Origin of the sequence: Microbacterium sp. SORGH_AS_0421 (assembly GCF_030818635.1) — a bacterium.
Classification (GTDB): Bacteria; Actinomycetota; Actinomycetes; order Actinomycetales; family Microbacteriaceae; genus Microbacterium.
In genome coordinates, this window is the sequence record NZ_JAUTAO010000001.1 from 1449690 (window position 1) to 1473108 (window position 23419).

Genomic DNA, 23419 nt, shown 5'->3' on the forward strand with positions numbered 1-23419 from the left:
GGCGCGACCGGTAACGTGGTGTGGTCGGCTCTGGACACCGTGCGTGACGCGCGGATGGGTTTGTGAGTCCAAGGGGCCGATGGACAGGACGCGATCGCGGCCTCGACCATCACTAGTGAATTGGCCCCCGGCCGACGAGAGTCCGGGTATCGCACCGCCACGAGCGGTGTCGCTGTTTCGCGCGAACAGAACCCAGGAAGTTTTTCCATGCCCAAGAACAAGAAGCCCGCCGGCGGCCGCGCCGCCAAGAACTTCGAGCCCCGCTACGGCGCGAAGACCTCGTTCCAGGACCGCAAGCGTCGTCCCGGTGCAGAGGGTCCCGCCAAGCCCGGGAGCAAGAGCCCCAACCACCGCGGGTACCGTCCCGAGGCCGAGGCGACCCCCGACAAGGGCCGCTGGAACGCCGCCGACCGCGCCGGCCGTGCCGAGGCCCGCAACATCCGCTCGTCGGCACGCGACGATCGGCCCGCCCGGTCGTTCGACCGCAACGATCGTCCCGCACGTTCGTTCGACCGTGACGAGCGGCCCCGTCGTGACGCCGGCGACCGTCCCGCGCGTTCGTTCGATCGCGACGACCGTCCGGCTCGTTCGTTCGATCGGAACGATCGTCCGGCGCGTTCGTTCGATCGCGACGACCGCCCGGCTCGTTCGTTCGACCGGAGCGACCGCCCGGCTCGCTCGTTCGACCGTGACGAGCGTCCCCGTCGGGACGTCGGCGACCGTCCCGCCCGTTCGTTCGATCGCAACGACCGTCCGGCTCGTTCGTTTGACCGGAACGATCGTCCCGCGCGTTCGTTCGACCGTGATGAGCGTCCCCGTCGGGACGTCGGCGACCGTCCGGTCCGTTCGTTCGATCGCAACGACCGTCCGGCTCGTTCGTTTGACCGGAACGATCGTCCCGCGCGTTCGTTCGACCGTGATGAGCGTCCCCGTCGTGACGCCGGCGACCGTCCGGTCCGTTCGTTCGATCGCAACGACCGTCCGGCTCGTTCGTTCGACCGGAGCGACCGTCCGGCGCGTTCGTTCGATCGCGACGACCGCCCGGCTCGTTCGTTCGACCGCAGCGACCGCCCAGCTCGTTCGTTCGACCGCAACGACCGCCCGGCACGCTCGTTCGACGACCGCCCGCGTCGCAACGACGGCCCGAGCCGCAGCGATTGGAACAGCACTCCGAAGCGCTCCGCGGAGCACGAGCAGCGCGTCGACGTGGTGCACGAGCGCCTGCAGGCCGAGGCCGTGGATGCCGCCACGGTCACCGGCGCAGGCTTCGCCGAGCTGGGTCTCGGCGACAATCTCGTCCGCGCCCTCGCCGGTCTCGGCGCAGCGAGCCCCTTCCCGATCCAGGCGGCCACGGTCGCCCCGATCCTCGAAGGACGCGACGTCCTCGCCCGCGGCCGCACCGGCTCGGGCAAGACGATCGCCTTCGGTGCGCCGCTGGTCGAGAGCATCCTGCGCTCGCAGGCGGGTCAGCGTCGCGAGTTCGGACGCGCCCCCAAGGCGATCATCCTCGCTCCCACGCGCGAGCTCGCCCTGCAGATCGACCGCACCGTGCAGGTGCTCGCGCGCAGCGTGGGCCTGTTCACCACCCAGGTCTACGGCGGCGTGCCCCAGGCGCGTCAGGTCGGTGCGCTCAAGAAGGGCGTCGACATCGTCATCGGCACCCCGGGCCGCATCGAAGACCTGCTGAACCAGGGCAAGCTCGACCTCTCGCAGGTGCAGATCGCCGTCCTCGACGAGGCGGATCACATGTGTGAGCTCGGCTTCCTCGAGCCCGTGCAGCGGATCCTCCGTGCGACCAAGAAGGGTAGCCAGAAGCTTCTCTTCTCGGCCACCCTCGACCGCGAGGTCGCGGCCCTGGTCGACGAGTTCCTCGTCGAGCCGGCCGTCTACGAGGTCGCCGGCGAGGACCAGGACTCGAGCACCATCGAACACCGCGTCCTCGTCATCGAGCACCGCGACAAGGCGCAGATCCTCGACTCGCTCGTCGACCGCGAGGGCAAGACCCTCGTGTTCGCCCGCACCCGTGCCTACGCCGAGATGCTCGCCGAGCAGTTCGACGACGCCGGCATCGCCGCGGTCGCTCTGCACGGCGACCTCAACCAGCAGAAGCGCACGCGCAACCTCGAGAAGCTCACCTCGGGTCGCGTCAACGTGCTCGTCGCCACCGATGTCGCCGCTCGCGGCATCCACGTCGACGACATCGACCTGGTCATCCAGGCCGACGCTCCCGACGAGTACAAGACGTACCTGCACCGCTCGGGCCGCACCGGCCGCGCGGGTCGCGCCGGCACGGTGGTCACGCTGATCACGCGTCAGCGTCGCCGTCGGATGACCGAGCTGCTCGACCGCGCCGAGATCCAGGCTCCCTTCGAAGAGACCGCGCTCGGTGACGACGTGCTCGAGGAGCTCTCGGGTCGTCAGCTCTCGAACGTCGACGCGTAACCCGTCGCTCGAAGCCCCCGTCACGTTCAGCGACGGGGGCTTCGTGCATCCTCGGGATGCCGGGACCGCGAGAACCGTCGAGCCCCCGCGCCGCTGGCCGGCCCTCAGAACAACGTCGGCTCGCTGGCCGGGGCGACACGGGGACGACCGGATGCCGGAACGCCGGTGACACGGACCGGGCCGAGGCTGCTGGCGGGCGGTGTCCTCGCGGCCAATCCCGGCTGCGGTCGGCCACGAGGATGGTCGTCCTCGTCCCACCCGTCGAGACGATGCATGCGCAGGAGTGGCCGCATGCGCTTGCCGAGCCACGTACGGTAGGCCTTCGGGGCCGTCGTCGAGACCCCCGGGTACAGCCCGAGATACGACGAGACCAGGTGCGGCTGCTCGCGCTCGAGCCAGTCGAAGAACCACTGTTTCGCACCGGGGCGAAGGTGGAGTGCGCCGTAGACGACGCGTGCGGCACCGGCCTCGCGAATGCGCGCGAGGGCGTCGTCGAGGGCGGCGATCGAGTCGGTGAGGTGCGGCATGATCGGCATGAGGAACACCGTCACCCGGAATCCTGCCGCGGTCGCCGCGCGCACGGTCTCGAGCCGGGCTTCGGCACTGGGCGTGCCCGGTTCGATCGAGTGCTGGAGGACGTCGTCGAAGACGGCGATCGACATCGCCAGCGTGACCTTCACCTGCTTCGAGGCCTCGGCGAGCAGAGGGAGGTCCCGTCGAAGCAGCGTGCCCTTGGTGAGGATCGAGAAGGGTGTGCCGTTGTCGGTGAGGGCCCCGACGATGTCGGGCATGAGGCGGTACCGACCCTCCGCGCGCTGATAGGGATCGGTGTTCGTCCCGAGCATCACGGGCTCGCGCGCCCACGACCCCCGGCGCACCTCGGTGCGCAGGACGTCGGCCACGTTCACCTTCACCACGATCTGCGAGTCGAAGTCGGCCCCGTAGTCCAGGTCGAGGTACTCGTGAGTCTTGCGAGCGAAGCAGTTGTGGCTGATGACGCCGTTCGCGACGAAATCCTCGGTGTCCGTCGTGATGTCGATCATGTCGATGTCGTAGCCGATGTCCTCGATGCTCACGACTCTCACGTCCACGCTGGTCTCGACCGTTGTCCCGCAGACATCGAGTGTGCGCGTGATGGACGGGTGGGCGATATCGAAGAATCGTTGTCTCGAGGCGAGCCCTCCGCGCAGGCGGACATCCGACACAGTGCCCGGGCGAGAGGGTTCGCGAACGGTATCGAATCGGAACGCGGCGAAGGCCTCTTCGGCCAACGAGAGAAGTTCGTCGTTCGCGTTGCTTATGCGCAGGATTTCGCCCGAGTCAGAGCCCTTCGCGTCGAAGATGCCCCCGAGGAAGCCAGCCATCCACTCCCGGCTTCGCGTCCGCGGTATCGCGACGTAGTCCTCGAGGCGCGCGACATCGTCCGTCTTCGCCGTGTGAAGAGCCGTCATGGGCCGGCGATGAGCGGGCACGGAGACGGGGCGGACCATCGTGACGATGCCGATCTGTTCGAGAAGCTCCTTTGCGAGATCGAGCGCCTCACGATCGGCCAGGGCGAGGCGAAATCGGTGGATTTCTCGGACTCGATTCTCGTCGTCGTGGGTCTTGTGGGAGATCGCCGCGTCACCGCGCACCATGCCCGTCAGATACCCTTTGCGCCAGTCCGGATCCGGCGCTTCCACGGAGGGAGGGGCGCCCGTTCCGAAACCCTGCAGACGGTTCGACACCGTGAGGTGGGGGCGCTGTCGGCCCGCGACGGGGGAGTCGGTGACGTGTTTCCATCCGTGCTCCGTCAGGAACCGGTGGTCTGCGCTGCACTCGATCTCGGTGCCGTCCGCGAGGGTGACGCGATGGAGGCGTTTGCGAGTGCTCCACTTCGCGCGAACGGTCGTTCGCACATAACGGCGGTCTCGCGATCCCCCCTCGGTGCCGATGATCTCGTCTCCGACACGGATCTGCGACAGGGGGACCCGTCGGCCGTCCGCTTTCAAGATGAGGGTGTCCGGGGACAGGCAATACGAACACGCATGGCTGCAGCCGCGATAGGGGTTCACGGTCCAGTCGAACGGCATGGCCGAGGCACCGGGGACGCGATTCAGCGCGCTCTTGCAGAGCACCTCGTGAAACGTCATCCCGGCGAACTCCGGCGTCGTCACCGAGCGGACGAGGCCGTCCATCCGCTCCATGCCCGGGAGCGCCGCCGTGTCGTCCACCCCCAGCTGCTGACCCTGCCATCTCATGAGAACAGTCGAACACATGTTCGACGATACGGCAACACCGTGCCTGGTCCTTTCGAGTCCAGGTTCGAGACCCGCGCCCCGACCCCACCCGGGTCGACCGTTCAGGATGCACCAGCGACAATGGAGGGGTGACAAGCCACGACCCCGAGACCTCGCCCCGCCGCGCCCGCGCGCGCGGAGGCCGAGCGGCTCGCGACCGCGGCCCTCACCCTTCCTGATGTCGTCGCCGACGACGCCCCCGCCGCGGCATCGACACGTCGCGCGCTGCGCCGCGATGCCGACGCCCCTCAGGAAAGAGCGTCCGAGACCCGTGGCATCCGTCGACTCGCTCCCGTCCTCCTCCGACGCCGCCTTGCGGGGGTGGCCGCGGCCGTCGTCGTGATCGCCGGGTGCGCCATCGCGGTCGGTGCTGCCGCCTCGGGGGGTTTACCCGAGTCGGCGAGCGATGCCGTCGCGCAGATCGCGGGCCCTCCGGCCGTCGCCGACGACGGCATCCCCGTGCCCCAGCTCGCCGCCGTCGCCGCCACGGCGACACCATGCGACGATCCCGCCTTCACGACCGCGCTCGCCGCGGGGGACGACGCCGCCGTCATCGACGCCGCCGGTGGCGGTGGGGCCTTCCGCGCAGCGGTGGCATCCGGGATCGCCCCCTGCGTCTCGCTCTCCGACCCGAACCGCGAGTGGCTCGTCGTCAACAAGCAGCGCCCGTACGACCCGGTCGACTACCAGCCCGGCGACCTCGTCATGCCCGCCGATGTGCGCGCCCTCGAGGACTCGGCCCTGCGTGCTCCCGCCGCGCGCGCTCTCACCTCGCTCGTGAAAGCGGCGGCCGACGCCGGCGTCGGCGAGATCGGCTACCTCAGCGCCTACCGCTCGTACACGACGCAGAAGTCGACCTACGCCGGGCGGGTGGCGGTCGGGGGTGTCGCCGAAGCGGATCGAGAGAGCGCGCGGCCCGGCTACAGCGAACACCAGTCGGGGATGGCCGTGGACATCGTCCCGTGCAAGGGCTCGTGCAAGACCCTCGACGACGTGGCGGCGTCGCCGCAGGGCGCGTGGGTGCGCGATCACGCGTGGGAGTACGGCTTCATCACCCGGTACGCCGAGGGTCGCGAGAGCGTCAGCGGTTACGAGCCCGAGGCCTGGCACCTGCGCTACATCGGCCCGGAGCTCGCCCGCGCGTATCACGAGGGCGGTTTCACCACCCTCGAGGAGTTCTTCGGGCTGCCGGCCGCGCCGACCTACTGACTCAGTTGACGACACCCGCGCTGCAGGTCTGCTGCGCGGCGCTCGAGCCGGTGATGGCGGGTGGGAGGGCGATGGCGCCCGTGCGGGGATCGACCTCGCCCGGCTCGACCGCGGGATCTTCCGTGGGCGACACCTGCTCTCCCGGGGTCGGTTCGGCGATGACCGTACCGTCGTTGACCGACACCCCTCCGGTCACTTCGATGGAACGGTTCTCGCGCAACGCGTCCCAGAGCACCTCGGCCGCGGCGTCGTCGGGCTCCACGCGATTGGCATCCGAGCGGGCGGTGACGGTCGGATACTGAACGAAGACGATGTCTTCGAACGGCACGTCCTTCACCGCGGACGCGACCTGGACGAGGGTCAGCGGATTCGTCAGGCTCTGCGTCGGCGTGACGTTTCGAAGGCCCGTCGAAGCCAAGCGCAGCACCGTCGAGGGGTTCGACAGCACCTCCTCGCTGACGAGCTTGCGCGCCAGGCGAGACATGTACTGCTGCTGATTGCTCACGCGGGCCAGGTCGCTGCCGCCCACTCCGTATCGGGTGCGGAGGAACTGCAGCGCCTCGAGGCCCTGGATGGTCCGCGGTCCCGCTTCCCAGTCGATGCCCGTGTTCGCGTCGCGCATGTCGCTCGCGAGGCAGATCTCGACGCCGCCGATCGCGTTGGTGATCTCGATGACGCCGCCGAAGGTGACCATCGCGCCGAATTGGATCTGCTGGCCGCTCATGTCGGAGATGGCGGTGATCACGCACGAGAGTCCGCCGTAGGTGTAGAGCTCGTTGATCTGCAGGGTGCCGCCGCCGAAGCGACCCCCGTCGGCGGTGTCGCACGCGGGGGCGTCGAAGATGAGGTCGCGCGGGAACGAGACGACCGTGACCTTCCGGGGCTCTTCCGAGATGTGCAGGAGGATGTTCACGTCGTTCAGGCGTCCGCCCGCGTCCGCACCCCCGCACCCCCGCACCGGTCGCCCAAGAGGGCGATGAGCTCTTCTTCGCATTCGTCGATGCCGACGAGCATCATGTTCACCCCGCCCGAGAGCGCCCCGAGGTCGGGCGGGACGGCCGGCTGGTTCTCGACGACGACGGCCTCTTCGACGAAGTCGGCCGTGAGGTCGTACGCCGTGTACGACACGACTCCGATCGCTGCGACGACACCGACCACCGCGGCGACGGCGAGGAGCTTCGCGAGCTGGCCGAGCGGGTTCGGCGAACGCAGACGGGCGTGCTGCGCGACGGTGCGACGGCGCCGGGGCATGGCTCCTCCTCGGGTTTCGTCGAGTCTAGGGGGACGGGATGCCGAGACCCCGGCGCGACGCCTGGCGGGGCGGGCCGACGATCGTCGTTTTCGGACGCCGTCCAAACTGAACGTTGGTGATGAAAGCGCTCTGAGTTATGTTTGTGCAACGCGCGCCACCGTTGCCGCGCAGATCGCTCAATTCATCCCCCCGTTTGGAGCGCACGATGGGTCGAACCCTGCGTTCGGTCGCGGCCATTTCCCTGGCCGGACTGTTCACCGTTGCCGGAGCCACAGCCGTTCAGGCTGCTGACGTGGGCGAGGGGGTGACCCCTCCCACACCCATCGAATCGGCCACGGGCCGATACATCGTCGTGCTCGACGAGGCCCCCGTCGCCACCTACGACGGCAGCGAGCCGGGTCTCGACGCCACCAAGTCCGACGAGGCGCGGCTCGATACCGATTCCCCGCAGGTGCGCGAATACTCCGCCTTCCTCGAGGAGCGCCAGCAGAACGTCGCCGACGAGGCGGGCGTCCGCCCCGACAACTCCTACACGATCGCCGTCAACGGCTTCAGTGCGAGCATGAACCCGAACCAGGCGGCCAAGCTCGCCGCGACCAAGGGCGTGCAGAAGGTCGTCCCCGACGAGATCCGCCACCCAGTCGCGGTCCCGTCCACCGAGTTCCTCGGCCTCGAGGGCGACAACGGCGTCTGGAACCGGATCGGCGGCATCGGCTCCGCGGGCGAAGGCGTCGTCGTCGGCGTGGTCGACACCGGCATCGCCCCTGAGAACCCGGCGTTCGCGGGCGAGCCGCTCGGCACCGCCGCCGGTTCCCAGCCCTACCTCGCCGGCAACGACGTGGTGTTCCGCAAGGGCGACGGCACCGACTTCCGCTCGCCGCGCGTGGCGGAGGGCAACGGCTGGTCGCTCTCCGACTACTCGACCAAGCTGGTCGGCGCGCGCTACTTCGACCAGGGTGCCGCGGCCACCGGGTTCACCTTCGAGGCCGACTACCGCTCGCCGCGCGACGGCGACGCGCACGGCTCCCACACTGCGAGCACCGCGGCGGGCAACAACGGTGTCGACGCCAGCGTGGAGGGCGTCGACTTCGGCGCCATCTCCGGGGTCGCTCCGGCCGCCAAGGTCGCCGCGTACAAGGCGTGCTGGGCGGGGCCCGACCCCCTCGTCACCACCGACGACGTCTGCGCCCTGAGCGACCTGCTCGGCGCGATCAACGCCGCGGTCTCCGACGGCGTCGACGTCATCAACTACTCGATCGGCGGTGGCGCCGCCACCACGACCCTCTCGCTCGAGGACCAGGCGTTCTTCAACGCCGCCGCGGCGGGCGTCTTCGTCTCGGTCTCGGCGGGCAACTCCGGTCCCGGCGCCTCGACCGCCGACCACGCCTCGCCCTGGTACACGACGGTCGCAGCCTCGACGATCCCCACCTACGAGGGAACCGTGAAACTGGCCGACGGTTTCCAGGCCGCCGGTGCCACGGTGTCGGTCCGCGAAGGTCAGGACGTGACGGCCCCCGTGGTCTACGCGGGTGACATCGCGGCATCCGGAGCCGATCCCGCGGGCGCTGCGCTGTGCCTGATCGGATCGCTCGACCCCGCGAAGGCCGCGGGCAAGATCGTCGTGTGCGACCGCGGTCAGAACGCGCGTGTCGAGAAGTCGCAGGCCGTCAAGGACGCCGGCGGTGTGGGCATGATCCTCGTCAACGTAACCCCCGCCTCGGTGGACAACGACTTCCATTCGGTGCCCACCGTGCACATCGATGCGCGCTACCGCGACGCGCTGCTCGCCTACGTGCGCGGCACGGCGGATGCCACCGCGACCCTCGTGGGCGAGAACGTCACGGGTGTCGAGACGCCGACGCCGCAGGTCGCGGGCTTCTCGAGCCGCGGTCCCATGCTCGCCGACGGCAGCGACATCCTGAAGCCCGACGTGTCGGCTCCCGGTGTCGCGATCCTCGCCGCCGCAGCGAACGCCCCCGGCGCCACCCCGACGTTCGAGTTCCTCTCGGGGACGTCGATGTCGTCGCCGCACGTCGCCGGTCTCGGCGCGCTGTACCTGGGCGAGCGTCCGCTCGCGACGCCGGCCGAGGTGAAGTCCGCGATGATGACCACCGCGTACGACACCGTCGACGCCGAGGGCGCTCCCGCGCAGGACCCCTTCGCGCAGGGCGCGGGGCACGTGGACCCGACGAAGTATTTCGATCCCGGCCTGCTGTACCTCAACGGTCCGGCCGACTGGGCGGCGTTCCTGCAGGGCAAGGGCCTCGAGGACTTCGGCGTCGCCCCGATCGACGGCAGCGACCTCAACCTCGCGTCGATCTCGATCGGTTCGCTCGCGAAGCCGCAGACCGTCACGCGCACGGTCACCTCGACGAAGGCCGGCACGTTCTCGGCATCCGTCGACGTGCCCGGGGTGGATGCCACGGTCGAGCCGTCGACGCTCGAGTTCGGTGCGGCCGGGGAGCAGAAGACGTTCACCGTGACGTTCTCGCGCACGGATGCCGCGGCCGAGCAGTGGACGAGCGGCTTCCTCACCTGGGCCGGCGACGGCACGCAGGTGCGCTCGCCGATCGTCATCCGCCCCGCGACCGCCGAGGCTCCGGCCGAGGTCTCGGGTACGGGCCTGTCCGGCTCGACGAAGGTCGAGATCCTCCCGGGCGTCGGCGGAGAGCTGCCGCTGACGGTATCGGGCCTCGCGGCTCAGACGCTGCTGACCGACCCGGGCAATCCCGTCGAGGGTCACACCGGAAACCAGGATTCCGGTGACGCCGACGGCTATGTGCGGTGGACCGTCGACGTGCCCGAGGGGACGACTCTCTCGCGCTTCGACCTCGACTCGTCGGACGACACCGGGAGCGACCTCGATCTGTTCGTCTCGCGCGTGGTCAGCCCCGACGACCTGCGGTACTACGAGCGCTTCACCTCGGCGACGGCCTCGGCCGACGAGCGGGTGACGCTGCCGAACCCCACTGCGGGGACGTACCTCATCGAGGCCAACCTGTACTCGTCCACGGGACCGTTCACGTGGGACATGACCTACGCGAACGTCACCCCCGGCGGAGAGGGGCAGCTGACGGCGACGCCGAACCCGATCCCCGTCGAGCAGGGCGCGGCGGTGTCGTACGACCTGTCGTGGCAGGGACTCGCGGCGCAGACCCGCTACCTCGGCCTCGTGCGGTACGGCGACTCCGACGTGCAGACGGTGCTGACCGTCGACTCGGGCGAAGCCGCTCCGGCGATCGTCGATGCCCCGACGATCTCGGGCACGGCGAAGCTCGGACGCACCCTCACGGCCACCCCCGGCACGTGGAACCCGGCCGACGTCACCACGACGTACCAGTGGCTGCGCGACGGCGAGCCCGTGAACGGCGCCACGTCGGCGTCGTACCGCGTGCAGCGCGCCGACCTCGGGCGCGTACTCGCCGTGCGAGTCACGGCGACGTCTCCGGCCAACGGGCTGACGGCGACCGCCGACAGCGCCGGGGTGCCGATCGTCGTCGGGTCGTTCACGACGGTCACCGTCGACCCCTGGGTCGGTCGCACCGGCGACGCGTACACGCTGACTGTCAAGGTGCGGTCGCTCAGCGGTCCCGCACCCCAGGGCGATGTGACCGTCACCGTGGCGGGCAAGGACTACGTCGCAACCCTGCAGGACGGGAAGGCGACCATCGCCCTCGATCCGCAGACGCGCGGGGTCAAGCTCGTGAAGGCGGTCTACGGCGGCAGCGCGACGGTGGAGTCGTCACGCGCGAGCAGCGCGTTCATCGTGTTGCGGTAGCCATCGATCGACGCGGCGGCGCCCGGGCTTCGGCTCGGGCGCCGCGGTGTCGATCGGATCAGCTGCGGCGCCGACGCGGTGTGAGCTTCACCGCCGGCAGCGGCGGGGCCGGGATGCGCTCGGGCCCGTGGTCGATCACGGGCCCGAAGCGGGCCGTACCCGCTTCCCAGGCTTCGCGAGCTGCGACGATCTCGTCGTGCGAGCGGCCCACGAAGTTCCACCACATGACGATGTCGGCCTCGAACGGCTCCCCGCCCACCAGGAACATACGCGCGCCGTCGTCGCTGCGCAGCTCGAGGTGGTCGCGCCCCTTTCCGAGGTACAGCAGTCGAGTGTGATCGACGGATGCCGCGGGCCCCGCCTCCGGCGCAGATCCCGGGCGTCTCGCCGCGTCGGCGTCGACGGCATCCATCCCCGTCACCACCTCGACGGTGCCCGTCATTCCGTAGACCGCGTACTCCCAGTCGGGGCGGAGGGGGACGCGCACGGTGACTCCCGCGGGCAGGCGCAGCTCGGCCCCGACGAGGGGGGTGTGCACGGTCGCGGGCGAGGCGACGTCGCCGAGCCGGCCCATCACGACGACGGCGTCGGCTCCGCCGCCGAGATCGAGCACGGGAAGGTCTTCGTGCCGCTCGAACGCGGGTGCGCCGTGACGACGGGAATCGGGGAGCGCCACCCAGAGCTGCAGGGCGTCGAGCGGGATCGGCCCCTCGCCCACCGAGTACTCGGAGTGCGCGATGCCGGCGCCGCTGGTCATGAGGTTGAGGGCCCCGGGGCGCACGACGACGTCGCTGCCCACGGCATCCCGATGTCTCACCTCGCCGACGATCGGCCACGTCACCGTCTGCAGGCCGATGTGCGGGTGCGGTTCGACGCGCATGAGGGTGTCCTGCGGGCCGAAGCGGTCGAGGAAGCACCACGCGCCGACCATGGGCAGCGCGCGGTGGGGGAGGGTGCGGTGCACCTCCATGCCGCGCACGCCGCCCAGCGGCACCTCTCGCGCCGCCACCACGAGGGCGCGCGGGCCGTCGCAGTCGACAGGTCCCTCGGCCTCGGGGGGAGCGACGTCGAGCCGGGTCACGCGGGTTCGCCGGGCGCCGCCGAGTCGGCGGCGTCGTCGTCGTTCGGCCATTCGACCACCAGGCCGGCCACGTCGTGCTCGCGCAGGTAGTGCGCCACGAAGGGGCACGAGGGGATGACGCTGCCGCCGCGTCGGGCGAGGTCGGAGAGCGCTTCGCCGGCGAGGGCCGAGCCGAGGCCGCGGCCCTTGAAGGACGGGTCGATCTCGGTGTGGGGGAGCACGGTGCGGTCGTCGTCGATCGCGCGGAACTCGAGGAAGCCGCCGAGCTCGTCGCCCACGTGGATCTCGTAGCGGCGGGCGTCGTCGTTGCGGGTCACGGTCAGTTCGTCGGCCATGGGGTCTCCTGTCGTCGGTAACGACAGCAACGTACGTGCGCGTGCGGGTGTTCCGCCATCCCCGCGGAATACCCGAGGGAGTTTGCTACGACGCCTCGCGCGAGCGGTGTCGCCGCACGGCGGCGCGGTTGGCGCAGCGCACCGAGCAATAGCGCTGACGACCGTTGCGGGTGACGTCGACGACGACGTTCGTGCAGGGATCGGCCGCGCAGCGGGAGAGGCGGTTCATGCCGCGCGTGACCAGGTGCAGCGAGGTGCCGACCGAGATCACGGCGGCGAGCACGCGGGGCAGGGCCTCGTCGCTGTCGCGATAGTGCAGGTGCCACCCCTCGCCGTCGTGATCGGTGAGGCGCGGGTAGGCGGCGACGGCTGCCATCTGGGCGTTGAGCAGGGCCGCCCGCGCGTCGGGATCGGTCTCGTCGACGACGTGCAGCCAGTCGTCGATGACGGCCCGGGTGCGCTCGTGATCGTCGGATGCCACGGGGAACGTCATCGTCATCCCCATCTCGATCGTGCGGCGCTCGATCCCGTCGCGATTGGCGGGCCAGTCGTTCGCGAGCGAGGCGGCGAGCAGGACCGCGTACTCGCCGTAAGGGTTGAGGTGCATAACGGCATTACATCACGCTGGGGTCATGACCTCCTCGCGCACCCTCCCGGTAATCGCCCCGGCATCCCTCCACGAGCACGCCTGGCTCACGGAGTCGACGCACCGGACGAGCGAGGGACTCCTGCGGTACGTGCGGTGCACGCGCTGCTGCGCGCGGCGCGTGGACATCGACGCGGCGTCGGTCGTTCCCCCGAGCGCGCTGACGCGTGAAATCGGCTGACGGGGCGCCGCACCGCACGGTAGCGTCGAAGCAGACTGCCGACGGGGGACGCATGCTTGTTCTGAGCCTTATCGCCGCGATCGCGGGCGCGATTCTCGTGCCGGTGATCGCGCTGTACGTCTGGTACGCCATCGGACTGTCGCGGCGTCTTCGCCGCGCACGGGGGAGAGCCCTGGCGCGCCTGGATCCCGCTGCTCAACGAGGCCGAGATCTTCCGCCTCGGTCGCCTCGACCCCGTCCGCGCCGTCCTCCTCGTGGTTCCCGGCGTCAACATCTACGGTCTCGTCCTCAAGGCGACCGCCGCCCACCGCATCGGGCAGGCCGCGGGGCGCGGAGCGGGCACGACCGCTCTCGCCGTGATCTTTCCGCCCGTGTGGGCCACGATCCTCTCGGCGCGTCCTCGAACGGATGCCGCGCCTGCCGGCGACACCGCCGACGAACGTCCGATCGTTCTGAGTGAGACGGCATCCGGCCCGATCACCACCATTCCCGGGACGAGCGCGGCCGAGGTCGCGACCGCCGGTCGGCGCCGCTCGACCGCCGCCGTGGTCGAGCCGGTCGCGGTGCCCGTGCTGCCCGGGCCGGTCGACATCGACGAGGACCTCGAGCGCACGTCCCTCCACCCCTCGCGACGCCGGTCGACGGCTGCGGAGGACGCCGATCCGGGCGTCGTCCCGGCGGGCGCGGCGCACACGCCCGCGTCGAACGGGGAGTCCGAGCCGGCGCTGACCCGCGCACCGGCGACACCGATCGCTGCCGCGGCCCTCGACACGGGGGCGGCGGGGGTCGCGGCTCCCCCGTCTGCGTCGGCACCTGCTTCGGCGTCTCCGGCTGCGGCTCAGCCGGTTTCCGCAGCCGCCCCCGGCGTGCAGGCGCCCACGGCTCCCGCACCGGCAGAGGCCGCTCCCGCCGCGACCTCGTCGCCCGTTCCGACCGCTGCGACCGCGCAGCAGGCTTCCTCCGACGCGTCTGCGGCGCCCTCGCCCGATGACACCGGCTTCGACCGTGTGGCCGAGACCACGGACGCCACGGCCGCCCCTCAGACCGACGGCGATGCGGCGGCGGCTCCCCTCGACGAGCTGACGCAGACGGCCCGTCCGCGCTCGCGCCGCCGCGGCGAGTGGACCCTCGCTCTGCCCGACGGCAGCCGCGTCGCGCTGACCAGTCGCACGGTGATTCTGGGGCGCAAGCCGGGGAACGGCGAAGACGCGGTGCAATACATCGCCGTCGCCGACGACACCCGGACGATGTCGAAGCAGCACGCACGACTCGAGTGGACGGTCACGGGCTGGAGCATCACCGACCTCGACTCGACGAACGGGGTGACCCTCATCCACGACGACGGGCGCACCGAGCGCGTTCCGGGAGGTGCCTCCGCGATCGCGACCTCGCGCTTCCGTCTCGGAGACGCGCGTGTCGAGCTGCGGCCGGCGACCGTCTGAATTCGACGGCGACCGATTCACGGATCGTGCCGATGGGGCTCGCGGCCGGTGGGCTCCTGCCGCCGCTGAGCTATTCCTGCTCTTCGGGCCCGTAGAGCCCGCGGCCCGTGGGGGCGGCGCGGCGGGGAGCCGCCTCCTCGCGACGGCGACTGACGTAGATCGCGAGAGCACCGATCGCGCCGAGTGCGACGAGTCCGGCCACGCCCGATGCCCGTCGCGGTCGTGATGGCCGCGGCATCCGGTCCCGGTCCGATGACCACCGAGACCGCCTCGGGGGTCGCGGTGGGGGAGGCGGAGGGGCTGGCGGCGACGAAGGGGCTCTTCGGACCCCGCAGGCCCGTCCCCGGAACCATCACGATCGCGTCGTAGGGCTGCACGACGCCCCATCCGGAGATGTTGGAGCGCGTGTCGGGCTGCGCGCGGACGGCGGTCGCCTCGAGCCGGTACGCCCACTGGGCGGGGGTCTCGGTGGGGTGCGCGGACGCCACGAGCGCCGCGGCGGCCGATACGTAGGCCGTGGCCCAGCTCGTCGCGGGTTCGTCGGCCCCGACGACGCAATCGCCGCCCAGGGGCCATGACGAGGCGACCGCCTGACCGGGAGCGGAGAGGCTCACGTGGGGGCCGTGGATGCTCGCCTTCGTGACGACACCGCCCGACCCGACGGCGGCGACCCCGATGACGCCGGAGAAGCCCGCGGGGTAACGCGCGCGCCGTCCTTGTCGTCCTGCTCGGGGGAGTCGTTGTTCGAGCGGTTGCCGGCGCTCGCGACGACCAGGCTGCCGCGTTGCTGCGCGTAGGCCACGGCATCCGCGAGGGCCGCGTTCTTCTCGCTCGTGCTGATCGAGACGTTGATGATCTGCGCGCCCTGATCGGCGGCGTAGCGGATGCCGTCGGCCATCCGCGCGGTGTTCGGGCCGAACCCCGCCTCGACGAGCTGTTTCTCGATGCCGGCGTAGACCCGCACGGGCAGGATCTTCGCGTCGGGTGCCAGTCCCTCGACTCCTGAACCGGAGATCAGCTGGGCGGCGATCTGACCGGCGATCACGGTGCCGTGCGCGTAGTTGTCGGTGCGTCCGGAGGCGTCGGTGCCGTCGGGGACGAGGTTGACGCCCGGAAGCACCGACGCGTCGAGGTGCGGGTTGACCGCGACGCCCGAATCGACGACGGCGACGGTCACGCCCGCCCCGCGGGTGAGGGGCCACGCCGACGAGCTCTGCAGCGACGTGAGCGCGGTGGGCGCGTCGGGGATACGCGTCGAGGCGGTGCACTGGCTCTGCGTCGTCGCCGTCCGCACGCCGGTCGAGGGACCGACGGCGGATGCCGGCGACGGGATGCCGATCAGCACCACCCCCGCCGCGGCAGCGAGGGCTGCGAGGCGAGCGGCGCGGGAGCGCAGGGTCACTTCGTCTCCGGCGTCTGCTGCGCCGCGCTCTCGCTCAGCGAGGGGCCGGTGCGCAGGAGAGCGGTCCACCCATCGGGGATCGAGCCGACGTCGTTCGTCGAGTAGCCCAGGCGCGCGATGGTGTCGTCGGTCGCACCCGGGAGGGGGAACGCCGTGCCCGTGGCATCCACCAGTGTCAGGATGCTCGTGTTGTCGGCGCCTCGTCCGCCGGCGCGCACGAGAGCCCCGTGGCTGGGATCGACCCGGATGCCGGTGGTGACGGCGGTCGAGGTCGGTTGCGTGGCCAGGGTCGTCGTGGCCTGGCCCTCGCCAGCGGTGAGCACGGCGCAGGGACGCTGGCCCGAGGGGACGGTCTCGAAGCCGACCCGGGGCCACTCGTCGCCGAGGCCCTGCGTCGCGGTGGGGAGGCTGCGGATCTCGTCCGCGGTCACCTCGGTCACCTTGCCCTTGAGGGCTTCGCCGCTGCCCAACTGGTACAGCTGCCAGGCGAGGGGCGAGAGCGATTCGAGCACGCCGCCGGTCTGCACGAGGAAACGCTCGTCTTCGGCGGCGCCGGCCTGTCGGATGACCTGGCCGACGCGCAGTGAGGTGTTCGCGACGGGCTGGCCGTAGTTCTGCAGCGTGATCGGGGTGAGGGCCGTACCGGCCGTGAACAGGTCGAGCCACGACGCCGGCACGGTCACGGGGGAGAGGGACGAGATCCCGGCGGCGCGGAGCACGGCGTCCGCCACCTCGCTCGAGACCGCAAAGCTCCGGCCGCCCTGCACCACGTGCAGGATGCCGTCGACCGATACGACGACCGCGCGGTCGGTGGCGGGGGTCGGGCCCGCGGCCGAGGAGATGCGCACGTCGAGACCGGCGTCGTCGGAGACGCAGGCGCTCCAGCCGGTGTTGATGAGCCCTGAAACCGGAGGCAGCTCATCCGGAGCCCCGGTGATGCCGACGGTGTCGCCGACGGGGGTACCGCCGAGGGTCGAGGAGTCGGTGGAGATGACGCCGTACTCGTTCGCCGGGAGCAGCAGGCGGGCGCTGGCCGTGTTGATCACGGGGTGCAGCACGCCGTCGACGGTGACGAAGCGGGCACCGGTGTCGGACACGAGGACGAGCTTGCCGTTCTCCCAGCCGGTCGGCAGGCCGGGGCGGATGAGCCCGTAGAAGACGCCGACGAGCACCACGATCACGGTGAGGGCGATCGCGGCGATGACCGCGCGCAACGGCGAGCTCGGCTGCAGCTCTTTACCGCCGGGGGCGCCGCTGACGAATGCGGTGAGCAGGCGGCGGCGCGAGAAGTTCTGCGCCTCGATCAGGTCGCCCTTGGTGGCCATGCGTCAGGCCAGACCGGACGAGATGACCGCGAGGGGCAGGAGCGCTGCCAGGACGAGCAGCTCGGCGGTGTCGGCGAGGCGGATCAGCCGCAGGCGCGTCTTGGGGGCGAGCAACGTGACGGTGACGACGCAGACGGTGGCGATGGCCAGGACGACGAGGATGCCCACACGCAGACCCGGCTGGGCGAGCGAGGCCACGACCCCGGCCACGACGAGACCGATGATGCCGGTGGCCATGACGGTGAGCACGCCGGAGCGGGCGAAGGTCTGGCGCGAGGGGAACATCATGCCCGCGAACGCCAGGGCGCACACGAGAGCGCCGGTGGCGTTCTGCGCGGCGACGAGAGGAGTCGCCACCAGGATGGCGGCGGCCAGGGCCAGGCGCAGTCCCATCAGGACGCGCTTGCCCTGTGCCACGCGGGCGGCCACGTCGTCGGCGTCGATCGGCTGCGGGTCGGCGAACATCTCGGCGTCGCTCTGGGGCGACACCACGCGAAGACGCGTGGTGCCGATGGCCAGCCAGGGCAGCGCCCCCGCGAGCGTGGCGACGACGCCGACCATCAGGGTCCAGACGGTGGGGGCGGGAAAGAAGGCGGCGAGGGTTCCGGTGACGCCCAACGCTCCGCCGGCAACGAGGGGCGCGAGCTGCAGCTCGGCCCGCTCCCGGGTGAGGGCGAGCGAGACACCGGCGATGACGAAGGCTCCGCCGCCGGCGGCGGCCATCGGCAATCCCCACATGTCGAGGGAGGCGGGCATCGCGATGAAGCCGGCGACGGCGGCGAAGAGGGATGCCGCCATCCCCAGGCCCTGACCTGCCTCGCGCTGGCCGAGTCGTGAGACGACCGCCGAGACGACGAGCAGGACGACGGCTCCGCCGCCCGCGACGAGAGCGCCGAAGGGGAGGGCGCGACCGGCCGCGAGCAGGAGGACGGCGCACACGCCGAGCAGCGCGAGGCTGACCGCGAGGGCTGTGCGCGCGTTGTCGCGGGTGGTCCAGGGACGGTTCTGCTGGCTGGTGGCGTCGATGACGGCCTCGACGATGTCGTCGTAGACGCGCGGCTGGGCGACGAGACCTCCGCGCACGAGGGTCAGCACTTCGCCGTCGACGATGCCCTGCGCCGCGGCCCCGCGAGACGGGTCGACGCTGGTGCCGTCCGAGCGCTGGAGCGCGTACCCCGCCGAGGTCATCGACGGATCGAGCACGCCGAGGGACCGGGCGAAGCCCGGGAGGAACTCGATCACCGGCACCTGCGCCGGAATCGCAATGTCGAGCCTGCGTCCCTCGCTCTGCACCGACAGCCGCAGCAGCGCTCGTGTCGCATTCATGACGTCAGCCATCTGCGGCCCCCTCTTTCCGGACCGAAGCCCCCTGCGGTCAGACCCCGAAATCCTATCGGTGGGTCAGGGGTCGGATGTCAGTGGAAACGCGCCGCCGACGCACGATCGGCGGAGACGTAGTCGTCGGCGATCGAGTCGGTGGCGTTCGAGATGCGTTGGAGCACGTCGCGCATCTGCTCGAGCGTGGCGCTCCACTGCTGCTGGGCGTTGTTGTACGCCGCCTGCGCGGCGCCCTCCCACTGTCCCCGCAGGCGAGCGACCTCGCTGTCGAGGCCGCCCAGGGTCGCGTCGATACGCGCACTCTCCGAGCGGAGTCGGGCAGCCGCAGCGTGCAGCGATTCGGGCGTGACACGGAAGTCGCTCACGACTGGCCTCCCAGCATCGTTCCGAGACCGTGGATGGTCGTGCGGTGCTCTTCTTCGACGGCTTCCTGGTCGCGGGCCGTGGCCTGCAGCGCGGCACTGAGGGTGATGAGCACGTCGTTCAGCTTCCGCGCGCCCGCCGTCCACTCCTCGACGAGGATGCCGTACGAGCTCGCCGCGTCGCCCGACCAGTTGCCGCGCAGCTCGTCGAGTTCCGCGAGCACCCGCCTGGTGCTGTCGGCGATGTCGGCGTGCGCGCCGTTCACCACCTCGGAGCCCCGGGCAAGGGCTCCCTCTTCCGCGGAAATGCGGTCAGACATGTCGTGTTCTCCTGTCGGAACCGTTCAGTGTGTCGAAAGACGTGATCACTCGTCGCGTCCGCCGGCCTGGGCGTTCTCGGACCGGGGGCCGATCTCTTCATCGTCCTCCATGCGGGGCGCGATGGGACCGCCGAGCCCACGAGATGCCTCGTCGCGACGGTCGGAGCGCGAGCCAGGTCCGCCCATTCCGCCGACGCCGCGGCTGCCGGCACCGGATCCTGCGCCGCGGGCTCCGCCTCCGGCGGCTCCGCCGCCAGCCGCGCCGCCGCCAGCCGTGCCGCCAGCGCGCATACCGGCACCCTTGGCCGTCGATGCCGCGGGTGCGCCGCCGCCGGCGGCACCGCCCATTCCGCCGACGCCGCGGGTTCCGAGGCCGGAGCCGGCTGCGGCGGTCTTGCCGAGCAGGCCGCCCGATCGCCCGGCTGCGCCGGATGCTGCCGTGCCGCCCGCACCGCTGAACAGGCTGCCTCCGGGGGCACCCGCGCCACGCGCGATGCTGCCGAGTGCGGCCGCGCCGCCGCCGCCGGCGATCAGGCCCGCACCGAGACCGGATCCGATGCCCGCTCCGGCGCCGCCGGAACCGGAACCGCCGAGCAGACCTCCGCCGGGGGCCGAGGGGATGGTCCCGGGCAGGTTCGGGGTGCCGATGATCGAGCCGTCCGGAGTCGGCTCGGGCTTGATGGTGTCGAGGTCGATGATGGGGGTGGTGCCGTGGATCGGGCCATCCGGTCGCGGCCCGATGACCCCCGGCTGCGGCATCGCGTGGTAATCGGGCTGCGAGTTGCCATTGTCGTTGCCACCGGGGGTCGCGACGGGGGACGTGTCCCAGTCGGGGTACTGCTCGAAACTCCGTCCACCGGAGCGTCCGCCGCCTCCACCCCCGCCCCCACCGGTACCGCCTCCGGTTGGCTCGACGGTGTCAGTTTCGGAGAAGGTGAAGTTGAGTGGTGGGGGGTCGCTGACCTGGACGGCATCCATCTCGTCGGAGAAACCCTCCATAGCGGAGCGCGCGGCGGCCTCCCGTTGATCGGACAGATAGCCGTTGATCAGCCCGACGGCCCCCTCTCCCGCGAGGAAGGAGATCGGTCCCAGCATGAGAGTCGCGCCGGTAGCAGCGCCACGGACCGCAGCTTCCTGACCCCCGGAGAGCGAGCCGGAGGGGAGTGTGTCGAGCGCATCTCGCGCGCGTGATCGAACGTCGTTGGCTTGATCAAGCCGCTGAGCGAGCTCGTCCTCGACGTAGGTGACTTGCTGAGCGATCTGTCTCGCAGCGGCACTGAATCTCGCCCGAGCGGCAGATCCGGCCTCTCCTGTGATGCCGGGGTCGCTTGCGACGCGGTTCAGAACCTCCCGCAATGCGTTCAAGCCGTTGACGAGTGAGCCTCGCGTGGGAACGTCCCACGGCTGGCCTCCCTCGGCGAAGTTCGTCAAACGCTGTTCCCAGGTACCGGTCACGGCGATGTCCCCTTTCTCGCCTTACGGCGTTGAGTGACGATGATGAGCACGGTGATGACCGCCGCGATGAGGACAAGGGCCACGATCCCGATGACGGCCCACATCACGAGGGATGAGAAATCGAAACCGCTGGTCGGGCTGTCATCGGCGTATTGGTCGAAGCTTCGGCCTCGATCCGGAGCCACATATCCGTTCGTCTTAGCTGCCGCGATCTGATCGGCTGTCGGAAACCCTGCGCTCTTATTCATGAGAGGTGTCTCATCGGGGAACGTCGTCGGGTCGACGGCGAGCAGGGTCGGGAGCCACGCCGCTCCGTAGCCGAAACCGTCTTCCGTCCGAGAGGGCTCGTGTCGTTCGCCGTTCGTCGTTGCGAGCATCGCCTGGATCAGTTGATTTCCCGTGCTCTCCGGAAACTTCTGAGCCGCGAGCGCAAGCATGCCTGCGACTATGGGAGATGCATTCGACGACCCGGTGGCCGTCGCTGATCCGTCCCACCCGGATTCGGTACCGATCTCTGGGAACCGGTCGCCCCCGGCGACCACGGTCGTTTGTGGAATGATCCAGGGTGATCCGTCCGCACTGGTCTGTAGGGCTCCGTCCGGTCCGATCGCAGATACGGCGACGACCCCATTCAGCGAGTCTCCGCCATCGGTGATCGGTGCGCCGAGCAAGTCAGCGGCGCTGGGATTGGCCGTCGCAGAAACAAGTGCCACTCCCCGGGCGATGGCGTACGCGATGGCAGGTGCGTCCGCTTCGTGCCGCTCCATGCCTACCGCCGTGTAAACGATCTTCGCGCCGTCATCGACCGCGAGCTTGACGCCATAGCCCCACGCGGTCATATCCGTCTCGGTCGCTGAATCTGGGTAGCACGGGCGATCGTCCGGGCCGTACCCATAGAAAGTGACCTCAGCGTCGGGAGCGATCCCGCGAACTCCCCCGGATCCTGTGCCGTTGCCGATGAGCAAAGCTGTCATTGTCGTGCCGTGACGTGTGCCCTTGTCGGGGTTGGTAGACGTCATCGAAGGGTGGTCCTTGCATACCGGCTTGTCCGAGATGCGCAAATTCTGCCCTTCAAACACCGGAAGGGACGGGTTGATCTGCTCTTCCAGCACGGCCACCTTCACGCCGCGGCCGGTGATGCCCTCCGAATGCGCGGCATCAACGCCGTACTTGTCCCACCAGAAGTCGAGGCCGGTCGTCCCTGAGGTGGTCGCCGCCGAAGTCGGGGACGCAGCGCTCAGAGATATGAACCCGGCGACGAGGAGAACTGCTCCGAACGTTCGGAGCGGATGCCGCTTCACTGCAGGCCAAGGGCGCCGCGCACGCCGGCCTGCCCCCCGGCAGAGGCACCCGGCGAGACGCCCGCCGGAGGTGCCGTCGATGCCGCGTCGATGATCGCCGTGACCTGTTGTGCGTCGCTCGCATTCATCTCGTCCCGCTCCTCCAACGTCTGAACGGCCTGCGAGAGGGCAGCTGCGTTCTGCGCGATGTATTGCCTCACCTCTTCGACACGTGCACCGAGTGTCTCGGCACGGGTGCGGAGAAGCTGCGTGAACTGGGAGGCCGCAGGCTCGGTTCCATTGCCGTCGACGACGCTAATGATGGTCGCTGCGGGGAGCTCGTCGCTTGTTTGAACGACTTTGCTCACGTTCGCGCGAACGAACTCGCTGTCGAGCCGAATGACGGAGCCCATACTTCACTCATTTCTTCACGCGCGTGCGGCGAGCACGCGACGATGTTGCCGCGCGGAAAACTTGCGGCGGCCCTCACGGGCCGCAAGAGCCGGCGGCCGCCTCAGCGACCGCCGGCTCGAGACGACTCAGACGAAGCGGCCGGCGGCGGACTTGTCGGTCGAGGTGTAGCCCTGAGCGATCTCGTCGGTCTTGCCGGCGATCTGCTGCAGGAGTTCGTTCAGACGCGTGATGGACTGGGTCCACTGGGCCTGGGCCTGGTCGTACGCGGTCTGGGCGTCACCATCCCACGAGGAGCGGAGGGCGTTGACCTGCGACTCGAGCTCGTCGAGGCGGGTGCGGATGCCGGAGGCACCGTTGCGGATCTGACCCGAGAGCGCGATGACCTGCTCGGGACGAACGGACATGGACTGCATGAGAGTTCCTTCTTTCGTGTCGAGCGGGGTCAGCCGAGCAGGGAGCCCAGGTTGCCGATGGTCTGCTGGTGCGACTCTTCCGACGCGGCCTGGTCGCGCTCGGTGCCGCGGAGGGCGTCCTCGAGCGTGACGAGCACGTTGTTGAGCTTGGTGGTCTCTTCGTTCCAACGCTGCATGAGCTGCGTGTACGAACCGGCGGCTGCGCCGGTCCAGAAGCCGGCCACCTGGTCGAGTTCGGTGCGAACCTTGCGCACCTGCTCGTCGATGCCCGACTTGGCGGTGTTGACCGCTTCGGCCCCTCGACGAAGCGCACCCTCCTGGGCTGCGATGAGATCTGCCACTGTGTCTCCTCGATGTTCCTCCGGGCGCGCCCGGGCGTTGCGGATCGGTTACGCGCACGGGAATAGAGGACCCGCACACGGCGTCGGCGGAGGAACCGGAGCCCCCCACCGGACTTCGAACATA

The 23419-nt window shown here is 70.4% G+C and carries 22 protein-coding genes; 5 read left to right on the plus strand and 17 right to left on the minus strand.

The features are described 5' to 3' along the window. Nucleotides 1–207: 207 nt before the first annotated feature. Nucleotides 208–2442 carry a DEAD/DEAH box helicase gene (locus QE416_RS06870; RefSeq protein ID WP_307314691.1) on the plus strand — a complete coding sequence of 745 codons (2235 nt, stop codon included), beginning with the start codon at nt 208–210 and terminating at the stop codon, nt 2440–2442. 104 nt (nt 2443–2546) lie between these two features. Here QE416_RS06870 and QE416_RS06875 read toward each other — a convergent pair whose 3' ends face one another. Next, nucleotides 2547–4682: an intein-containing Rv2578c family radical SAM protein gene (locus QE416_RS06875; protein WP_307314694.1), complete on the minus strand. Its 2136-nt coding sequence runs from the start codon at nt 4680–4682 to the stop codon at nt 2547–2549. Nucleotides 4683–5042: 360 nt separating this feature from the next. Here QE416_RS06875 and QE416_RS06880 point away from each other — a divergent pair, with 360 nt between their 5' ends. Further along, entirely contained in the window at nt 5043–5930 is an 888-nt protein-coding gene (locus QE416_RS06880; protein WP_307314696.1) for a M15 family metallopeptidase, read from the plus strand. A 1-nt stretch (nt 5931) separates the two neighbouring features. On the opposite strand, the gene QE416_RS06885 is transcribed toward QE416_RS06880, so the two are convergent. Then, nucleotides 5932–6843, minus strand: coding sequence for an LCP family protein (locus QE416_RS06885; RefSeq protein WP_307314698.1), 912 nt, complete (start codon nt 6841–6843; stop codon nt 5932–5934). A 5-nt stretch (nt 6844–6848) separates the two neighbouring features. After that, nucleotides 6849–7181 carry a hypothetical protein gene (locus tag QE416_RS06890; RefSeq protein WP_307314700.1) on the minus strand — a complete coding sequence of 111 codons (333 nt, stop codon included), beginning with the start codon at nt 7179–7181 and terminating at the stop codon, nt 6849–6851. A 206-nt stretch (nt 7182–7387) separates the two neighbouring features. On the opposite strand from QE416_RS06890, the gene QE416_RS06895 reads away from it, so the two are divergent. Next, entirely contained in the window at nt 7388–10960 is a 3573-nt protein-coding gene (locus QE416_RS06895; RefSeq protein WP_307314704.1) for a S8 family serine peptidase, read from the plus strand. 58 nt (nt 10961–11018) lie between these two features. Here the strand turns inward: QE416_RS06895 and QE416_RS06900 are convergent, their stop codons facing one another. The 3 genes from QE416_RS06900 to QE416_RS06910 all read right to left on the minus strand — a co-directional run bounded on the left by QE416_RS06900 (nt 11019) and on the right by QE416_RS06910 (nt 12983). Further along, nucleotides 11019–12041 (minus strand): pirin family protein, encoded by a 1023-nt coding sequence (locus QE416_RS06900; protein ID WP_307314706.1) that lies wholly within the window; start codon nt 12039–12041, stop codon nt 11019–11021. Beyond that, a complete protein-coding gene (locus QE416_RS06905; RefSeq protein WP_210072466.1) occupies nt 12038–12376 on the minus strand; it encodes a GNAT family N-acetyltransferase in 339 nt (112 codons plus the stop codon). Before QE416_RS06905 ends, QE416_RS06900 begins: the two co-directional genes overlap by 4 nt. 85 nt (nt 12377–12461) lie before the next feature. Beyond that, nucleotides 12462–12983 carry a CGNR zinc finger domain-containing protein gene (locus QE416_RS06910; protein WP_307314709.1) on the minus strand — a complete coding sequence of 174 codons (522 nt, stop codon included), beginning with the start codon at nt 12981–12983 and terminating at the stop codon, nt 12462–12464. A gap of 25 nt (nt 12984–13008) precedes the next feature. Here QE416_RS06910 and QE416_RS06915 point away from each other — a divergent pair, with 25 nt between their 5' ends. Both QE416_RS06915 and QE416_RS06920 read left to right on the plus strand, forming a co-directional pair. After that, a complete protein-coding gene (locus tag QE416_RS06915; protein ID WP_210072464.1) occupies nt 13009–13203 on the plus strand; it encodes a hypothetical protein in 195 nt (64 codons plus the stop codon). 185 nt (nt 13204–13388) lie between these two features. Then, nucleotides 13389–14645 (plus strand): FHA domain-containing protein, encoded by a 1257-nt coding sequence (locus QE416_RS06920; protein ID WP_307317875.1) that lies wholly within the window; start codon nt 13389–13391, stop codon nt 14643–14645. Nucleotides 14646–14662: 17 nt separating this feature from the next. On the opposite strand, the gene QE416_RS06925 is transcribed toward QE416_RS06920, so the two are convergent. The 11 genes from QE416_RS06925 to QE416_RS06975 form a co-directional block, all read right to left on the minus strand. Next, complete coding sequence (locus QE416_RS06925; RefSeq protein WP_307317878.1) at nt 14663–15322, minus strand: S8 family serine peptidase; 660 nt, start codon at nt 15320–15322, stop codon at nt 14663–14665. After that, nucleotides 15256–16047 carry a S8 family serine peptidase gene (locus QE416_RS06930; protein ID WP_307314711.1) on the minus strand — a complete coding sequence of 264 codons (792 nt, stop codon included), beginning with the start codon at nt 16045–16047 and terminating at the stop codon, nt 15256–15258. Before QE416_RS06930 ends, QE416_RS06925 begins: the two co-directional genes overlap by 67 nt. Then, a complete protein-coding gene (eccB, locus tag QE416_RS06935) occupies nt 16044–17372 on the minus strand; it encodes a type VII secretion protein EccB (RefSeq protein ID WP_307314713.1) in 1329 nt (442 codons plus the stop codon). The genes QE416_RS06930 and eccB overlap by 4 nt, the downstream gene beginning before the upstream one ends. Nucleotides 17373–17375: 3 nt before the next feature. After that, the gene (gene eccD / locus QE416_RS06940; protein WP_267789250.1) at nt 17376–18710 is read right to left on the minus strand and encodes a type VII secretion integral membrane protein EccD; all 1335 of its coding nucleotides are present in this window, start codon (nt 18708–18710) and stop codon (nt 17376–17378) included. A 77-nt stretch (nt 18711–18787) separates the two neighbouring features. Then, nucleotides 18788–19075 carry a WXG100 family type VII secretion target gene (locus tag QE416_RS06945; protein ID WP_103206899.1) on the minus strand — a complete coding sequence of 96 codons (288 nt, stop codon included), beginning with the start codon at nt 19073–19075 and terminating at the stop codon, nt 18788–18790. Beyond that, the gene (locus QE416_RS06950; protein ID WP_074695998.1) at nt 19072–19392 is read right to left on the minus strand and encodes a WXG100 family type VII secretion target; all 321 of its coding nucleotides are present in this window, start codon (nt 19390–19392) and stop codon (nt 19072–19074) included. The genes QE416_RS06945 and QE416_RS06950 overlap by 4 nt, the downstream gene beginning before the upstream one ends. 45 nt (nt 19393–19437) lie before the next feature. Further along, the gene (locus QE416_RS06955; RefSeq protein WP_307314717.1) at nt 19438–20487 is read right to left on the minus strand and encodes a hypothetical protein; all 1050 of its coding nucleotides are present in this window, start codon (nt 20485–20487) and stop codon (nt 19438–19440) included. A gap of 356 nt (nt 20488–20843) precedes the next feature. After that, nucleotides 20844–22148, minus strand: coding sequence for a S8 family serine peptidase (locus QE416_RS06960; protein WP_307314719.1), 1305 nt, complete (start codon nt 22146–22148; stop codon nt 20844–20846). After that, nucleotides 22145–22540 carry a hypothetical protein gene (locus QE416_RS06965; RefSeq protein ID WP_267789255.1) on the minus strand — a complete coding sequence of 132 codons (396 nt, stop codon included), beginning with the start codon at nt 22538–22540 and terminating at the stop codon, nt 22145–22147. Before QE416_RS06965 ends, QE416_RS06960 begins: the two co-directional genes overlap by 4 nt. 126 nt (nt 22541–22666) lie before the next feature. Then, nucleotides 22667–22954, minus strand: a complete 288-nt coding sequence (locus tag QE416_RS06970; protein ID WP_246078051.1) for a WXG100 family type VII secretion target — start codon at nt 22952–22954, stop codon at nt 22667–22669. A gap of 29 nt (nt 22955–22983) precedes the next feature. After that, entirely contained in the window at nt 22984–23295 is a 312-nt protein-coding gene (locus QE416_RS06975) for a WXG100 family type VII secretion target (protein ID WP_055831852.1), read from the minus strand. Nucleotides 23296–23419: the final 124 nt, after the last annotated feature.

Excerpts from the sequence above, each read along its gene's own strand:
- QE416_RS06965 (WP_267789255.1), bottom strand. The coding sequence starts at position 22,540 with ATGGGCTCCGTCATTCGGCTCGACAGCGAGTTCGTTCGCGCGAACGTG.
- QE416_RS06905 (WP_210072466.1), bottom strand. The coding sequence starts at position 12,376 with ATGGCCGACGAACTGACCGTGACCCGCAACGACGACGCCCGCCGCTAC.
- QE416_RS06890 (WP_307314700.1), bottom strand. The coding sequence starts at position 7,181 with ATGCCCCGGCGCCGTCGCACCGTCGCGCAGCACGCCCGTCTGCGTTCG.
- QE416_RS06970 (WP_246078051.1), bottom strand. The coding sequence starts at position 22,954 with ATGCAGTCCATGTCCGTTCGTCCCGAGCAGGTCATCGCGCTCTCGGGT.
- QE416_RS06875 (WP_307314694.1), bottom strand. The coding sequence starts at position 4,682 with ATGAGATGGCAGGGTCAGCAGCTGGGGGTGGACGACACGGCGGCGCTC.
- eccD (WP_267789250.1), bottom strand. The coding sequence starts at position 18,710 with ATGGCTGACGTCATGAATGCGACACGAGCGCTGCTGCGGCTGTCGGTG.
- QE416_RS06910 (WP_307314709.1), bottom strand. The coding sequence starts at position 12,983 with ATGCACCTCAACCCTTACGGCGAGTACGCGGTCCTGCTCGCCGCCTCG.
- QE416_RS06895 (WP_307314704.1), top strand. The coding sequence starts at position 7,388 with ATGGGTCGAACCCTGCGTTCGGTCGCGGCCATTTCCCTGGCCGGACTG.
- QE416_RS06870 (WP_307314691.1), top strand. The coding sequence starts at position 208 with ATGCCCAAGAACAAGAAGCCCGCCGGCGGCCGCGCCGCCAAGAACTTC.
- QE416_RS06955 (WP_307314717.1), bottom strand. The coding sequence starts at position 20,487 with ATGCTGGGACCGATCTCCTTCCTCGCGGGAGAGGGGGCCGTCGGGCTG.
- QE416_RS06950 (WP_074695998.1), bottom strand. The coding sequence starts at position 19,392 with ATGTCTGACCGCATTTCCGCGGAAGAGGGAGCCCTTGCCCGGGGCTCC.
- eccB (WP_307314713.1), bottom strand. The coding sequence starts at position 17,372 with ATGGCCACCAAGGGCGACCTGATCGAGGCGCAGAACTTCTCGCGCCGC.
- QE416_RS06915 (WP_210072464.1), top strand. The coding sequence starts at position 13,009 with ATGACCTCCTCGCGCACCCTCCCGGTAATCGCCCCGGCATCCCTCCAC.